The following is a 15,897-nucleotide window of genomic DNA, read 5'->3' on the forward strand; positions in this document are numbered from 1 at the left end:
GTAAGACGCGGACATGACGGAGCCGCTGGAGCGAGAGCTCGCGAACCTGTCCGGCGCGGAGATGGTGGCGGCGCTCGGCCTCGGCGGGGCGCCGGCGTGGGTGCGCCGGGCCGGGCGCGCGGCCTTCGCCGTCCCTTCGTGGCCGCTCGGGCGCGTGCTCGCGCGCTTCGATCGGCGCACCGGCGAGGCGGGGCTCCACGTCGCGGCGCGGGAGGCGCTCGCCGGCTTCGGGGCGCGCTGGACGGCCGACGCGGCGCCGCCGTCGCGCGGGGCGCTGCTCGTCGTGTCGAACCACCCCGGCGCCTACGACGCGCTCGCGCTCATGGCGGCGCTCGGCCGGGAAGACCTCATGATCGTCGCGGCCGATCGGCGGTTCCTGCGGGCGCTGCCCCACGTGAGCCGGCGGCTGCTCTTCGTGCCGATCGACGAGGGCGGCGCGCCCGCGCTCGCGGCGCGGTCGGCCAGCGTGCGCCGCGCGCTGCGGCACCTGCGCCGCGGGGGCGCGCTGCTGCACTTCCCCGCGGGGCGCATCGAGGCGGATCCGGCGTTCGCGGGCGAGGGCGACGCGCTGCTCGCGGCGTGGCAGCCGAGCGCCGGCGCGCTGCTGCGCGCGGCCGCGGCGGCGGGAGGGCGCGCCGCCGTGGCGATCGTCTCGGGGGTGCACTCGCCGCGGGCGAAGCGGCTGGCCATCACGCGGTGGGCCGAGCGCCGCGGGATCACCACGCTGGCGCCGCTCCTGCAGGCGGCGCTGCCGGGCTTCGACGACGTCGAGGTGCGGGTCCGCCTGGGCGAGGCGCGGGACGCGGCGGAGGTGGCGCGCGGGGCCCGCGACGATGCGGCGCTCACGCGACGGCTGAAGGACGAGGCGGCGGCGCTGCTCGCGGGGGCGTGACGGCCCGGCGCCCCGGCGCGGCGCGATCCTGCTCGCTCTTCGCCGGGCCGGTCATCCGCTCATCCGCGCCGCCGCGCGCGCGAGCGCCGCGCGCACCGCGGCCGTGGTGCCGTCCCAGGTGGGCAGCGTCGCGGCCCGGACGGCCGCCGCGCGGCTCATGCTCGCCCGGAGAGCGCCGTCCTCGAGGAAGCGGGCGAGCGCCGGCGCGGGGCCCTCGACGTCGTCCCAGAGCAGCGCCTCCGCGCCGTCCTGGACCGCCTCGGCGATCGCGCCGGCGCGGGCGGCGAGCACCGGAACGCCGGCCCGGACCGCCTCCGTGAGCACCATGCCGTAGCCCTCCAGCGACGAGGGCAGGACGAGGCCGTCCGCCGCCGCGAGCTCGGCCGCGAGCGCCTCGTCCCCGAGCACGCCGGGCGCCGAGACGCGCGCCCGCAGGAACGCGGAGCCGGCGATGGCGCGGCGCACCCGCCCGGCGTAGGCCGGGTCGCGCGCCGCGTCCCCGATGAGCACGAGCGTGGCATGCGCGCTCCCGACCCGCTCGAACGCCGCGAGGAGCTCCAGCAGCCGCTTGCGCGGGATGAAGCTCCCCACGAACAGGAGCCGCAGCGGGCCGCCGTCCCGCCGGGCGCGGGGGAGCAAGGGGAGCCGGTCCGCGCCCGGCGTCGCCACGTCGACCCGGGCGAGCCCGAGCTCGCGCCGGAGCCGCGCCGCGGTCGTCGCGCTCGTCGCGAGGTGCGCGTCGCACAGGCGGATCACCGCCGCCTCCGCGAGCGAGAGCGCCGCGCGCCGCGGGCCGGGCGGGAGCTCCCACGCGCTCAGGTGGTGCACGAGGAGCGCGCGCGCGATCCGCCGCGGCAGCGCCGCGAACGCCGGCAGGAGCTCAGGGAAGCAGAGCTCGTCGCCGACCACCACGGCGGGGTCGACCCGGGCGAGGCGCCGCGCGAGGGCGAGGCCGGCGAGCGCCCGCGACCGCGGCGCCGGATCGAGGGACACGACGTCCACGGCGTCGCCCCGGGCGCGCAGCCGCTCGACGACGAGCCGATCGTAGATGTAGCCGCCCGTTGTCTGGTCGAGGGCGCCGTAGACGATCCAGGCGATGCGCATGGGTCAGGGGAGCGGCCCGGCCTGATAGCCGCCCTCGCGGCGCGCGGCAACGAGCCCCGCCGCGCGCACGCGCTGCCGCGCCGCCGCGGCCGGCGCTACAGGTCGCGCTCGAAGCCCGCGTACGCCGACGGCGACTCCCGGACGAGCACCCTCAGCGTCGATCCCGGGAGCGGCGCCTCTGCCGCGGGCAGCCTCGCGATCTCCTCGGCGAGGAGCCCGGCCACGTGCTCGGCCACGCGCTCGGTCGTGGAGGTGCGCCCGGGGAAGGCCGGGTGCTCGTCGAGGTTCGTGTAGTCGATGGTGTCGAGCACCCGGCGCAGCGACGCGTGCAGCGCGCCGATGTCCATGACCACGTGGTGCGGGCCGAGCGCCCTCGCGCGGATCTCGATCTCGACGGAGTACGTCGCGCCGTGCATCCGGGTCGCCGGGCCGAAGAACGGATCGGAGAAGCTGTGCGCGATCATCACGTGATCGCTGACGCCGAGGAGGAACATGGCGGTGGCGGGCCTCTGACTTCTAGGGTGCCTCTCGCGTAGCCGATCGCGCGCCGTACCGGAAGACCGTCTGCAGCCGCGCCCCGGGCTCGGCCGCGAGCTCCGTGTACACGGACGGCGCCGCGTCGAGCGGGACGGACGGGTCCAGCAGCGCGTCGAGCGCCGGGTCTTCGAGGAGGGCGCGGACGAGCGCGAAGCGCCGCGCGTGGTCCCAGCGGGGCGCGCGCTCCGGCGGGATCGTCGAGACCTGGCTCGCCCGCAGGCGCAGGCGCCGGCGGTGGAACTCCGCGCCGAGCGCGACCGGGCTCGTCCGCGCCCCGTAGAACGACGCGACCGTCACCGTCGCCTCGCGCGCCGCGTGCGCGATCGCGCGGTCGAGCTCCTCCGGATGGCCGGTCGCGGCGATCACGGCGTCCGCGTCGCCGCGCGGCCGGTCGTCCTCGGGCCGGAGCGCCGCGGCGGCGCCGAGCGCGAGGCCGACCTGGCGCCGCCGCTCGCTCGGCTCGACGAGCCGGACCACGGCCCCGGCGCGCCGCGCGAGCGCCACGATGAGCAGCCCGACGACCCCGCCGCCGAGCACCACAACGGCGTCTCCGAGCCCCACCCCCGCGTCCCACACGCACGTGATCGCCGTCTCGAGGTTCGCGGCCAGCACCGCGCGCTCGGCCGGGATCGAGCGGGGCAGGCCGCGCGCCGCGCCCGGCTCGAGCAGGTGAAGATCGCCGTGGGGCGCGAGCGCGAAGACGCGGTCGCCCGGCCCGAGCGCCGCGCCCTCGCCGCGGGCGACGACCTCGCCGACCCACGCGTAGCCGTAGCGGCGCGGGTAGGTCGGCGCGCCTTCAGCGTCGAGCGACGGGTCGAACGGCGTCGGCCCCTCGCCGCGGAAGAGCAGCAGCTCCGTCCCCTGGCTCACGCCCGACGCGAGCGCGCGCGCCACGACCTCGCCGGGCCCGGGCGCGCGCGGCGGGGCCCCCGGGCGCACCTCGACGAGCCCTGGCCGGACGAACCAGAGCTCCCGGGCGAGGGGCGGGGCGGCGTCGCTCGGCGCGATGGCCCCGGGCGGCGCGGGCGCGTCAGTCGGGATAACGCACCTCCCCTCGCAGCAGCACGTTGCCCCCGAGGAGCTCGACCGCCGGCTCGCGCAGGTCGATCGCCGACGCGAGCGGCGCCTCTCCCAGCGCGCCGACCGCGGGGATCGCCGTGTCGCCGAGGAAACGCGGAGCGATCTCGACCTCCGCGCGGTCGGCGAGGCGCGCGCGCAGGAACGAGGTGAGCACGGCGCCGCCCCCCTCGACGAGCAGCCGCCGCACGCCGCGCGCGTGGAGCTCGGCCAGCGCGTGCGGCAGCGAGACGAGGCCGCTGGCGTCCGCGGGCACGACGATCACCTCCGCGCCGCGCTCCTCGAGCCACGCCTGCGCCGCGCGCGGCGCGCGCCCCGCGGCGCCGAAGACGACCACGCGCCCGCCGGCCGGCTGCCCGCTGCCGGGCGGCTGCAGCAGGCGCGCCCCTTCCGGCACGCCGAGGGCGCTCGCCAGCACCACGCGCATCGGCTGGCGCCCTTCGCACCCGCGCAGGGTCAGCCGCGGATCGTCGATCACGACGGTGCGGATCCCCACGAGCACCGCGTCGTGCTCCGCGCGCGCCCGGTGGGCGCACACCATCCCGGCGGGTGTGCTGAGCATGACGCGCTGGTCCCGGGCCGCGATCCGGCCGTCGAGCGTCTGGGCGAAGTGGAGCGTGACCCGCGGGCGCGGCAGGCTCATGGCGCGCTCGCGGGTGCGCGTCCGGCGCGAGCGAACGCGCGGGGGAGAGGGGACTTTGCCGCCGTCCCGAGCCGACAGTGGAGCCTCCGGGGCACGACGGCACTCTAGACCAGAACGCGGGAACCGGGGAGGAGCGCGCGCACTCGATCACCCGGTTCGACGTTTTCCCGCAACGCGCTCATCTCCGCAATCAACGGCCTCATCCGTCGCCGGGCGACTCGAAGCATCGATGAAGATCAGCGAGACACGGTGTGAGCGTCTCTCTGGCGACTCTGACCCTCGATGGGCGCAGAGGGCGCAAAACGATGTCGAGCGGCGCTCCCACGCGAACACGCAAAGCGTCGAGCTCGCCGGAGCGACGTCGAGTCCACGAGGCGCGAGACGCGGCGCACACCGCATTTTTCGAGTCGCGTGGTGACGCCATCGCTGTTGCTGCAATTGTTCAAGTCACGCGCTGCTTTTTTGCACACGGCGGCGCCGCGCACCGCCGTGCGCCTGTATGCAGGTGTATGTTGCGCGCGATGCGCACACATACCTTGGCCGAATCTTTTGCACTTCTCATGCTGGCGGCGACACTCGCCGCCGGTTGCTCTGGATCTTCTGACGCTGACGACGGAGACCCTGGCGCTGCGGCGAGCTCTGGCGGGCTGCCGAGCGCGAGCGCCTCGACGGGCGACGCCGCGAGTGGCAGCGGCGGCTCGACCTCGGGAAGCACCGGCGTCACCAGCGGCGCCGGCGTCACCAGCGGCACCGGCGGCGCGGGCAGCACCGGCAGCACCACGGCGGGAACCGGCGGCGGCGCGGCGGCAGGTACCGGGGGTAGCGGCGACGCGAGCAGCACCACGGCGGGGGCGGGCGGCACCGCGAACCCGGGCTCCGAGCTCGGCAACGGCGCCATGGAGGGCTCCGGAAAATCGAGCGAGCGGTACGAAACGGGCCTCGTCTCGCGCGACGGCACGCCGTACGTGCTCATCACCAACGGCTGGGGCCCCGGCTTCGGCAGCCACACCGTGTCGTGGGAAGGTACGTCGTTCACGGTGGAGAGCATGAGCGGCTCGGCCGGCTCGATGGGTCAGCCCGCCTCGTATCCGACGGTCTTTTGCGGCCGATACTCGGTGAGGGAGGTGCCGGATTGCGGTTTGCCGGCGCCGAGCAGCTCCATCAAGAGCCTGCGCACCGGCTGGCGCTGGGAGAAAAATGGCAACGAGGGCCAGTACAACGCCGCGTTCGACATCTGGATGGGCAACGGCACGCAGCTCCAGGGCTATCTCATGGTGTGGCTGCGCGATCCGACGCGCTTTCAGCCCGCCGGGCAGCCGAACGCCGCGCACCAGGGCGTGGAGGTCGCGAACGTCCCCGGCAAGTGGAACATCTGGAACGGCATGGTGAACGGCCTGCCGATCGTGAACTGGGTGCGCGCCGAGGGGCAAGACAGCTACGAGATCGAGTTCGACGTGATGGACTTCGTGCGCGACGCCCAGACGCGCGGCATCAGCGTGCCCGGCAACACGGTCAACGCGGTCGCCGTCGGGTTCGAGATCTGGGAGGGCCCGATCACGAACCTGAAGAGCCTCGACTTCTACGTCGACGTGAACTGAACGCCACGGCTCGCTTGCCGCGAGGCTCCGGGCGTCCTAAGCGCGCCGCGATGCCCATCAGCTGGCCGGATCTCTCCTCGCGCTGCGAGCGCGCTGGCCTCCCGCTCCGCGGCGGCTTCCACCCGCGCGAAGGCGACGGCGTGCCGGCGGCGGGCGACCTCCCCGCGGGGACGCTCGTCCTGCTCGGCAACGCCGGCCCGTCGATGTGGCGCGCGTTCTCGCGCGCCCGCAAGGACGCCCCCGATCTCGCGCTCGACGACTGGACCGTCGCGGTCGTCTCCCCGCTCGCGGCGGAGCTCGGCGCGACGGCCCTGTTTCCCTTCACCGGCCCTCCCTACTGGCCGTTCCAGCGCTGGGCGCAGCAGGCCGAGACGCTGTCCCCGTCGCCCCTCGCCATCCTCATCCACCCGCGATTCGGCCTCTGGCACGGGTACCGCGCCGCCCTCGTCTTCGCGGAGCGGCTGTCGCTCCCGCCGCGCGAGGACCTGGCGAGCCCCTGCGTCTCGTGCGCCGGCCAGCCCTGCCTGAGCGCCTGCCCCGTGTCCGCGTTCTCCCCTGGCAGCTACGATGTCGCCGCGTGCGTCGGCCACCTCGACGCCGGGCCGGGCGCGACGTGCATGACCGGAGGGTGCATGTCGCGCCGCGCCTGCCCGATCGGGCAGGAGCACATCTATCCCGACGAGCAGCGCGAGTTCCACATGCGCGCGTTCCTGCGCGCGATGTCGATCACGGGCGGCTAGCACGACTGCGGGAAGTCGGAGGGGGAAGCGAACCGCCATGACGCCAAGGGCGCCAAGAAACCAGGGAAATGAGAGGGGGGGAATGCCGGGACTTCACTTCCTCTTCTCCCCTTGGCGACCTTGGCGCCATGGCGGTTTTTCTGCCGATCCGGGGCAACTTCCCGCAGTAGGCAGTCGCAGGAAGAACAAATTCTGTCCATTTTACGACTTTGCGTCGAAATCCCTCTTCGTTGGCGAGACAGATCCCTGGCGGGACTCTTCCGCGGGGGATCGCGTGTTCGTCCGCGAGGCCCCTACCCGAACGCCCGCTCTCGCACGCGTGCGTGAATGTAACGACTGCCTTTCACGGCGAAGCCGAAGTCCGGCGGCGTCGCGTTCCGCCACACGACGTAGGACGACGCTCGCTGGAGCGAATAGAAGGAGCCGTTGAGCTCGATCGAGTCGAAATGCCGCGCCGCAAAGGCGAGCTCCTCGGATTGCCGTAGGCCCTTGGGATAGAAGACGCCCCGCCAGGGCGCATAGCGCCAGCTCGAGATACCGATGCGGATGCGTCCGGCCATGAGCGCGCGTTCCGAGGAGCGGCTCCGTGGGCCCGCGACCGGGAGCTCGCCTCCGTCGCTTCACAAGTTTCGCGCCGGTGGGAGGCCGTCTTGGATCGGCGCGAGGATTCTGCCCTAGCGTTGTAGGAAGACGAAAGCGCCCTTCTTGTTCGAGATAACGATGTCCGGCCGGCCGTCTCCGTTGCCGTCCGCGACCGTGAGCTGGGTGCCTACCCCCGAATCGTCGTCGATGAGAACGGGCTGGAAGTCGATGCGTTCCGCCGCTCGCGCCTGCTCGAACCAGTAGAGCCGGGCCGGCGCGTCGAAGTCCGGCATGCCGGCAGGCACATGACCCCAGAAGCGCTCGCCGCTCACGAGGTCCTGGAGCCGGTCACCGTCGATGTCGGCGTGAGCGAGCGCATGCGGCTCGTGCATGAACACGCTCGACGCGGCATCGGGTGTGGTCCCCGGAACGACGACGTGCTCCACGAACGCGGTGCCGGCCGCGTTTGGAACCTGCTCGAACCAGGAGAGCCCGTAGCCGTGAGCGGCCAGCGTGGTCGCTATGTCCGCGTCCCCGTCGCCGTCCACGTCGACCACCGGCATCTGCGCTCCTCCGGCGCCGAACGGCTGCTCGACGCGCGTGAACGGCAAGCCGTCGGGCGACTCTGGGCTCCGCGTGAAGTAGCCGCTCGCCTCGACCAAGTCGCTTGCGCCGTCCCCGTTGACGTCGCCTGCACCGAGGCCATGCGTGAACGCGCCGTACCCCCGATTCTCGGTGAGCGCCCGGAAGACCCACGGCTCGGTCGGGTCCACGCCGGGCGACGACGTTCCGAGCACGCCCCCCGACATGTGCACGAGCTCGGGCACGCCGTCGCCGGTGATGTCGGCGAACAGCGGCGACTCGTTGTCGATCGGCCACGGCAGCGTGTCGTGACGAGCCCAGAGCGCGTCGCCGTCGCGCGGATTCTGGTACCAAGCCGCGGGCACCCCCGGAAAGCCGACGACGAGGACGTCGGTGAACCCGTCGTGGTCGAAGTCGTAGGGGAACTCGAAAAAGCAATCCGAGTAGCCGTGTGGATCGAAGGCTTTCCTCGGCCACACGGGATGGCTCGTGCCATACCCCGGACCCTCGTACCAATCCGGGCCCGCGATGACATCCGTCACCCCGTCGTGATTGAAGTCCGCAAAGCTCGCCCCCTCGCAGTAGAACTCCCGGTGCAGCGTGATCTTCACGAAGCGTGCGTCGAGGGCGGCCTCACGCGGGAGCGGTGGGCGCGCGGTGACGGTGCCAGCGGGCGGCGCGTCGGTGCCCGCGTCGACGGGCGCGCGCGAGGATTCGGCCGCGCAGGCGATAACCAGGGCGAGCGGTGCGCAGCACGATAACCCCATTCCCGAAGCCATCTCCGAGCGCTTAGCACGTCGTGGCCTGCTCGAGAACGTGCTCGCCGCTCACCGTGACGCCGTCGTCCGCCACCTGGTCGACACGTTCTTTGCGTGGGCGAGGGCCGAGCACGCACGTCCCCGCGAGCGCGGCCTCGTCTCTACTGCGCTCGGCTACGCCCTCAACCAACAGCAGCCCTTGCGGCGTTTCCTCGACGCCGGTCGCCTGCGCCTGGAGAACAGTGCACCGTGCCTCCTCCGCTTCCCGCGGAAGAGCGGCGCGCGACGAGCTGACCGAGCCGGTTCCATCGCACTCATCTCGCACCACGGACCGTGGTCGGGGCCGACGGCGCTTCATGCAGCGCTTACGGTCGACGCCTTGGATCGGCGCGCGAACGCGGGCAGGGCGTCGCGCCGCGGGCCGATCTCTTCGCTCCACGCGGCGATCTCGATCTCCATCTCCTCGGCCGTCGTGAGCCAGCCGTGCCATGCGAGCCATTCGCCGTTGCGCCGATCGCGCTCGCCGGCGCCGCGCAGCGCCGGAGGCGGGAGCGGCGCCTCGGCGATCGCGGCGCGAGCCCGCACCGACGTGCGCGGCCAGAGCCAGGCGAGCATGTCCCACGCCAGCTCGGCGTGCCGGCGCTCGTCGATCGCGACGCGTTCGAGCGCCTCGCGCGCGGCCGGCACGCGGCAGCCGGCGAGCGCAGCGGATGCCTGGCGCGCCGCCAGCGTCTCCCCCACGCAGCCGTCGAAGAACGTCTCGATCGCGAGCGCGTCGACCGAAGGCGGCGGCGCGTCCGGCACCGGGAGCGGCCCGGGCCCCACCATCTCGCCGCTGTACGCCGCGGCGAGCGAGAATGCGTCGCGCGCGTGGCGCCTCTCGTCGTCCATCGCCGACCGCGCGCGATCGACGAGCGCCTCGGGTGCGCCCAGGCCCGAGAGCACCCCCGCGAGGCGCTCGAACGCGACGATCGACGAGTGCTCCGCGAGCGCCGCCCGAAGCCACCGATCCGAGAGCGCGCCCCGCCGGCCGGGGTCAGCCTCGGGGATGGTCGCGACGGCGTCGATCCAGTCCGAGCTGGGGCGGGCGTCCGCGACGAGCGGAGCGCCATCTACGCGAAGCGGCCGCCCTTTCCTGACCTCGGGCGGAAGCTTTAGAAGGACCAGCGGGTGCACGACTCGGGCGGCAGCGTGCACGACCACGTGCGCGAGGACGCTCGCTGCGCCTGCGTCGCGCGGGGAGCGCGAGAGCGTGTGACGGTGCCCTTCGAGCTCGATCACGGCGACCTCCGAGCAGACCTGCTCCGCGTGGTGCGCGGCCGCCCGGTACGGCCCTCCTCCATCGCCGTTCACCGGAGCGCGCACCCCCGGCGTGAGGTCGACCTCGCCGGTCGCCCCGCGCCGGTGGCCGGTGCGATCCACGACGGCGATCCCGATCGCCAGCGTGCGGTCATCGAGCATCCGGGGCGAAGCTGCCGGGTCGGTCGAGGTGGGGCTCTTCGCGAGCGCCTCGATCGATCGTTCGAGCAGCGCGCGTTCATCGGCGTCGATCGGGAGATCGAGCCGGCGCGGGCCCGCGCCGCCGTTCCAGGTGAACAGGCGCTCGTATACGCAGGCCTCGCGAAGATCGTCGTGCGTGAACCGGAGAACGGCGGCCCAGCGCTGTCCCAGGCCGACGACCACGGCGCGGGCGCCGTCGGTCGGATCGCAGATCGGCGGCGCCGACGCATCGGCGCCGCCGACGACGGACTCGATCGCGCGATGAAACGGATCGCTCTCGAATGCGAGGCTCGCGTCGAGCTCCTCGATGCGCCCGGATCGGAGCGTCGCAGCGGCCCGCTCGACCTCCTCGCGCGACAGCCCACGCGACTCCAGGAGGCGCGTCGCCGCTGCATCGAGCGCACGCGTCCGCCCCGCCTCGCACGCGCGTCGAGCGCCCTCCAGCGCGCCTCCGAGCGCTGCCGCCACGGCGAGCACGTGCAGCGCGCGCGCGCCGAGCGCGAGCAGGATCGCGGACACCACGACGGCCAACGCACAGCCACCGGCGCAGCCGCCGACCATTCGATCCGACGCCTGCGACCACCAGACGAGGCGCCGCCAGAGATCGGCGTCCGACGGGGAACGTCGCGAGAGCGTCATGCGGACACGATGGTACGACACGCGATCGCCGCGCGGTTCACCCGCAGGCTGTGGGGTGAAGGCGGCCGCTTCGATGCATGGATAAGTTATTGATATAGCGTAGTTTTTCCAGGAGGGCCGGATCGCATAGGGGTCTCTATGGTAACCAGCGCGTCCAGCGTGGCTGTACGGTGGGACCTGTGATGCCGCGAGCCTTTAACCATGGACGACGCGGCTGCGCAGGGCGCCCCGCTGGGTCACGCCGGAGCCGCCCTCGGCGGCGATACAGGCGGAAACCATGAAAATCGCTGCTGTTTCCAGCGACGGCTCGTCATCGCTCGGTCTCTATGGCGAGATTTCTGACACGCGGAACGAGCGAGAACCGCGGCGGCACGCTGATTCCGCTGGCCCCGGCGCACGGCGCGGCTCACTGCTTCCTAATGCGATACGCGGCGCCGCCCGCGAGCCGCTAGCCTCCGCTTCGGGGGGGCGGCGCCGCTGTCGCGCGGCGCCACGAACAGCCCTCCTGACTCGACGGATCCCCGCGCCTCGCGCGGGACGAGGAGGCACCGCCCATGCTCGCCGGCCGCATGATGGATTACCCGCTCACGTTGACCCACTTCCTCGACCGGGCGCGGACGTACCACGCGCGCTGCGAGATCGTGACCCAGAACCCGGACAGGACCGTCTCCCGCTCCACGTATGCCGATCTCCACCGCCGCGCGTCGAAGCTCGCGCACGCGCTCACGCGGCTCGGCGTCCGCGCGGGCGACCGCGTCGCGACGCTCTGCTGGAACCACGCCCGGCACCTGGAGCTCTACCTCGGCGTCCCGGCCATGGGCGCGGTCCTCCACACCCTGAACCTGCGCCTCCACCCGAGCGAGCTCGGGTACATCGCCTCCCACGCCGAGGACAAGGTCGTCGTCGTCGACCGCTCGCTCCTCCCGCTCTTCCGCAAGTTCGCGCCGGAGGTCCGCAGCATCCAGCGCGTCCTGGTCCTCGACGACGACGGGCCCGTGGATCCGGCGGCGGGCGACGGGCTCGACTACGAGGCGCTGCTCGCGCCCGAGCCGGATCACTTCGACTTCCCGAGCCTGGATGAGCGCGCCGCCGCCATGCTCTGTTACACGTCGGGGACGACCGGCAACCCCAAGGGCGTGGCCTACAGCCACCGCTCGATCGTGCTCCACACGCTGGTCTCCTGCATGCACGACGCGCTCGGCTTCCGCGACCGCGACATCGTCCTTCCGGTCGTGCCCATGTTCCACGCGATGGCCTGGGGGCTGCCGTACGGGGCGATCGCGACCGGCGCGAGGCTCGTGCTCCCCGGCCCGCACATCGACGCCGCGTCGCTGCTCGATCTCATGGCCAGGGAGCGCGTCACGTTCGCCGCGGGCGTCCCCACGATCTGGCTCGGGATCCTCGCGCTCCTCGACGAGCACCCGAAGCGCTGGGATCTCTCGTCGATGCGCGCCATGGTGATCGGCGGCTCGGCGGCGCCCCCCGCGCTCATCGACGGCTTCCGCGCGCGCCACGGGCTCGTGGTCCTCCACGCCTGGGGCATGACCGAGACCAACCCGCTCGGCACCGTCGCCCACGTCCGGAGCAGCCTTGGCCGCCTCCACGAAGACCCGGCCGCCTCGCTGCAGACGCGCGCTTCGCAGGGATACCCGGTCCCGTTCATCGATCAGCGCCACGTCGACGCGAACGATCGGCCGCTGCCCTGGGACGGCAGGACGATGGGCGAGCTCGAGGTGCGGGGCCCCTGGGTCGCCTCCTCGTACTTCGGCGGCGAGGGCGAGGACCGCTTCACGAAGGACGGCTGGTTCAAGACCGGCGACGTCGTGACGATCGACGCCGAGGGCTACATGCGCATCACGGATCGAACGAAGGACGTGATCAAGTCGGGCGGCGAGTGGATCAGCTCGGTCGCGCTGGAGAACGCGCTCATGAGCCACCCGGCCGTCCTGGAGGCCGCGGTGTTCGCGGCGCGCCACCCCCTCTGGGGCGAGCGCCCGCTCGCCGCGATCGTCCTGCGGCAAGGCCAGAGCGCCTCGAAGGAGCAGCTCCACGCCCTCCTCGAGCCGCGCTTCGCGAAGTTCTGGCTCCCGGACGAGTACCTCTTCCTCGAGCGGATCCCGCGCACCTCGACCGGCAAGTTCCTCAAGTCGAGGCTGCGCGAGGAGTTCGCCGATCTCCTGGAGAAGAAGGCATCCGGATGACGCGCTGACGCGCCCGCGCGCCCGGGGAGAAATCGCCGGAAGCTCCCGGCAAGGCGTGTACTACGCTGCCGCCATGGCCGAAGGGGAACCCGAGGATTTCGCCGCCGCGCTGAACGACGCGGCCATCGACGGCTGGATCAGCGCCATGGGTCTCCGGCTGATCCGCGCCACGCGCGACGAGGTGGAGGCCGAGCTCGACATCGGGCCGCAGCACCGGCAGGCCTATGGCATCGTCCACGGCGGCGTCCACGCGGGCATCGTGGAGACGCTGGCGTCGATCGGCGCCGCACTCCATGCCCTGCCGGACGGCCGCTCGGTCGTCGGGCTCGAGAACCACACGAGCTTCCTGCGCGCGGTCCGGTCGGGGCGGCTGCGCGCCACCGCGCGCCCGCTCGACCGCGGGCGGCGCACCCAGGTCTGGGAAGGCTCGGTCTACGACGAGGAGGGCCGGCTCTGCGCCTCGGGGCGCGTGCGCCTCCTCGTCCTGGAGCCGGACGCGACGCTCGCGGGGCAGCGCGCCGGCACGCCCGGGTGATCGAAGGCCGCGCGAGCGCCTGACCGAAAGCTCCCCCTGACCCCTGCCTGACCCCTGATTGCCCCATCGCCGGCTCGCCTGACCCCCGGATTGCCCGCTCGCCCGATTGCCCGATCGCCCGGGCGCCTTACACCCTTCGCGAGGTGCCCCCGTTGCGCGATGCAGCCGCCCTTCGGATGATCGACCCCATTCCCCGGCTCGGCTGGGTCGACGCGCCCTCGCCGGTCACGGCGCTGCCGCGGCTCGCCTCCGCGCTCGGCGTCGAGTTCCTCGGCGTCAAGCGAGACGACCTCTGCGAGCCCCTCCACGGCGGGATGAAGATGCGGAAGCTCGACTACGTGCTCGCCGCGCCTCCCTTCTCGACCGCGGCGGCGTGGTCCGCGGCGGGCGGCATCGGCTCGGGCAACGTGGCGGCGCTCGTCGCCGCGGCGCAGCGGCTCGGCCGGAGGGTGCACGCGCACCTCTTCTGGACCGACGTCTCCAGGGGCGTGCTCGACAACCTCGCGTTCACCGCCTCGGGGCCGGCCTCGATCCGCTTCTACCCGTCGCGCGCCGAGCTCGCGCTCGCGCGCCCGTCGCTCTTCCTGCCGCTCCGTGCCCGGGACGACGACGGCGCGGCGATCGTGCCGCTCGGCGCCACGTCGGCGCTCGGCATGCTGGGCGCCGCGCGCGCGGCGCTCGAGCTCGGCGCGCAGATCCGGGCCGGCGAGCTCCCCGAGCCCGCGCGCGTCTACGTGCCGCTCGGCTCCGGCGGCACCGCCGCCGGGCTCGCCGTCGGGCTCGCGCTGGGCGGCCTGCGCTCGCGGGTCGTGGCCGTCGCCGTGGTCGAGCGCCTCCTCGCCTCGCGCTTCCGCCTCCGCGCCCTCACCGCCGAGCTCCGCGCCGCGCTCGCGCGGCGGGGCGTCGCGCCCGTGCCCCCCGCGGCGCCGATCGACGTCGTGCACGGCCACCTGGGCCGCGGGTATGGATCGCCCACGCCCGCGTCGCTCGCCGCCTGCGACGCCCTCGCCGCCGAGGGGATCTCGCTGGAGCCGGTCTACACCGGCAAGGCCATGGCCGCGCTCATGGCGCACGCGCGGGAGCGCCGGCTCGGCCCGGTGCTGTTCTGGCAAACCGCGCGGCGCGAGCCCCTGCCCCGGCACGACGGCTTTTGCGAGCGGCTCCCGGCCGCGCTGTCGCGGCGCCTCGGCGCCCACTGCGGCGGCGGATCTCGATAAACGGCCTACATCTCGGCGCCTCGCCGGCGCTCGTGCGCTGTCGCTCGGCTGCACTTTTCTCCGCTTCGGCCTCGAGCCGCCAGCGCACGGCGGCAATTTTCTGGATCGCACCGCCATTGCGACGAGATAGAATCTCTGTCTCGCTTGCGCCCTCGGCGACCGCCCATCCCGGCGCTCGTAACGCCGCGGCCCGCGCGCACACAACGCGCAAAACATGCGCAAACCACGCACAACGGACGCGCAGACCACGCGCGGTATCCCCCACAGAAGGAGTCTTTACATGCTTAGGCCGCTACAGTTGAACTGGTGTGCTCCGCTCGCAACCATGCTGGTGTTGGCCGGGGTCGCGTGTGGGGGCAGCACCGATGGCGCGAGCGACTCCAGCAACAGCGCCGGCGCCGGGTACGGCTCGGGCACGGGCGGCAGCGACTTCGGGTCCGGTGTGTCGGCGGGCGCGGGCAACGGGAACGGCAGCAGCGGCAGCGGCGACGGGTGCAACGCGAGCCTCACGGGCATCGTGCGCGACTTCCGCGCCTACGAAGACGGCGAGGGGCACCCTGACTTCGAGACGTTCACGGGCCAGGGCCTGAAAGGCATCGTCGAGCGCGAGCTGGGCCCGGATCAGAAGCCCGTCTATGCGCATGACGGCGGTACCGCGCACACGACGGGGCCCGCGGAGTTCAACCAGTGGTACCGCGACGTCGACGGCGTGAACATGCCGATCGAGTTCACGATCACGCCCGTCGTCGGCGCGGACGGCATTGCCACCTACGAGAACCGGGCCTTCTTCCCCATCGACGAGCAGGGCTTCGGGAACGAGGGGAGGCAGCATAACTTCCACTTCACGTTCGAGCTCCACATGACGTTCGTGTACAACGGCGGCGAGGAGTTCAGGTTCTCGGGCGACGACGATCTCTGGGTGTTCATCAACAACCGGCTCGCCATCGATCTGGGGGGCCTCCACGGCCCGCAGAACGATAGGCTCGACCTCGACGCGATGGCGAACGAGCTGGGGATCACGCCCGGCCAGGAGTATGCGCTCGACTTTTTCCACGCCGAGCGGCACACGACCGAATCGAACTTCACCATCCAGTCGACGCTCGCGTTCACGAACTGCGAACCCATCTTTGTCGACTGATCCGCTCGACTGATCCGCTCGACTGATCCGCTCGACTGATCCGCTCGACTGATCCGCTCGACTGATCCGCTCGACTGATCCGCTCGACTGATCCGCTCGACTGATCCGCTCGACTGATCCGCTCGACTGATCCGCTCGACTGATCCGCTCCACC

The 15,897-nt window shown here is 73.0% G+C and carries 13 protein-coding genes and 1 pseudogene; 7 read left to right on the plus strand and 7 right to left on the minus strand.

Going from position 1 to position 15,897, the window contains the following annotated elements:
• The first annotated feature begins 13 nt into the window (after positions 1-13).
• Complete coding sequence (locus tag WMF34_RS29475; RefSeq protein ID WP_012238354.1) at positions 14-892, plus strand: 1-acyl-sn-glycerol-3-phosphate acyltransferase; 879 nt, start codon at positions 14-16, stop codon at positions 890-892.
• Positions 893-943: 51 nt separating this feature from the next.
• Here the strand turns inward: WMF34_RS29475 and WMF34_RS29480 are convergent, their stop codons facing one another.
• From WMF34_RS29480 to WMF34_RS29495, 4 genes are all read right to left on the minus strand, one after another.
• Complete coding sequence (locus WMF34_RS29480; protein WP_437989893.1) at positions 944-1,996, minus strand: glycosyltransferase family 4 protein; 1,053 nt, start codon at positions 1,994-1,996, stop codon at positions 944-946.
• Between the two features lie 95 nt (positions 1,997-2,091).
• Positions 2,092-2,490 (minus strand): 6-pyruvoyl trahydropterin synthase family protein, encoded by a 399-nt coding sequence (locus tag WMF34_RS29485; protein ID WP_437989894.1) that lies wholly within the window; start codon positions 2,488-2,490, stop codon positions 2,092-2,094.
• Positions 2,491-2,512: 22 nt separating this feature from the next.
• Positions 2,513-3,472, minus strand: coding sequence for a zinc-dependent alcohol dehydrogenase (locus WMF34_RS29490; protein WP_437989895.1), 960 nt, complete (start codon positions 3,470-3,472; stop codon positions 2,513-2,515).
• A gap of 91 nt (positions 3,473-3,563) precedes the next feature.
• Positions 3,564-4,253, minus strand: a complete 690-nt coding sequence (locus WMF34_RS29495) for a RibD family protein (RefSeq protein ID WP_012238358.1) — start codon at positions 4,251-4,253, stop codon at positions 3,564-3,566.
• A gap of 560 nt (positions 4,254-4,813) precedes the next feature.
• Between WMF34_RS29495 and WMF34_RS29500 the strand changes: the two genes are divergently transcribed.
• Entirely contained in the window at positions 4,814-5,851 is a 1,038-nt protein-coding gene (locus tag WMF34_RS29500) for a GH12 family glycosyl hydrolase domain-containing protein (RefSeq protein ID WP_437989896.1), read from the plus strand.
• Positions 5,852-5,901: 50 nt separating this feature from the next.
• Positions 5,902-6,591, plus strand: a complete 690-nt coding sequence (locus WMF34_RS29505; protein ID WP_437989897.1) for a hypothetical protein — start codon at positions 5,902-5,904, stop codon at positions 6,589-6,591.
• 326 nt (positions 6,592-6,917) lie between these two features.
• Here WMF34_RS29505 and WMF34_RS29510 read toward each other — a convergent pair.
• The 3 genes and pseudogenes from WMF34_RS29510 to WMF34_RS29520 all read right to left on the minus strand — a co-directional run.
• A pseudogene (locus WMF34_RS29510) lies at positions 6,918-7,151 on the minus strand (DUF72 domain-containing protein); the annotation flags it as partial.
• 114 nt (positions 7,152-7,265) lie between these two features.
• Positions 7,266-8,522 (minus strand): FG-GAP repeat domain-containing protein, encoded by a 1,257-nt coding sequence (locus WMF34_RS29515; protein WP_437989898.1) that lies wholly within the window; start codon positions 8,520-8,522, stop codon positions 7,266-7,268.
• Positions 8,523-8,867: 345 nt separating this feature from the next.
• Entirely contained in the window at positions 8,868-10,652 is a 1,785-nt protein-coding gene (locus WMF34_RS29520) for a hypothetical protein (protein WP_437989899.1), read from the minus strand.
• Between the two features lie 554 nt (positions 10,653-11,206).
• Here WMF34_RS29520 and WMF34_RS29525 point away from each other — a divergent pair.
• The 4 genes from WMF34_RS29525 to WMF34_RS29540 all read left to right on the plus strand — a co-directional run bounded on the left by WMF34_RS29525 (position 11,207) and on the right by WMF34_RS29540 (position 15,743).
• On the plus strand, positions 11,207-12,853 hold the full coding sequence (locus tag WMF34_RS29525; RefSeq protein ID WP_437989900.1) for a long-chain fatty acid--CoA ligase: 1,647 nt from the start codon (positions 11,207-11,209) through the stop codon (positions 12,851-12,853).
• Positions 12,854-12,926: 73 nt separating this feature from the next.
• On the plus strand, positions 12,927-13,388 hold the full coding sequence (locus tag WMF34_RS29530) for a PaaI family thioesterase (RefSeq protein WP_437740138.1): 462 nt from the start codon (positions 12,927-12,929) through the stop codon (positions 13,386-13,388).
• Between the two features lie 176 nt (positions 13,389-13,564).
• On the plus strand, positions 13,565-14,605 hold the full coding sequence (locus WMF34_RS29535) for a 1-aminocyclopropane-1-carboxylate deaminase/D-cysteine desulfhydrase (protein ID WP_437989901.1): 1,041 nt from the start codon (positions 13,565-13,567) through the stop codon (positions 14,603-14,605).
• Positions 14,606-14,930: 325 nt separating this feature from the next.
• On the plus strand, positions 14,931-15,743 hold the full coding sequence (locus WMF34_RS29540) for a fibro-slime domain-containing protein (protein ID WP_437989902.1): 813 nt from the start codon (positions 14,931-14,933) through the stop codon (positions 15,741-15,743).
• Positions 15,744-15,897: the final 154 nt, after the last annotated feature.

The sequence above is a fragment of the Sorangium sp. So ce145 genome, assembly GCF_051525985.1.
Lineage (GTDB): Bacteria > Myxococcota_A > Polyangia > Polyangiales > Polyangiaceae > Sorangium > Sorangium cellulosum_B.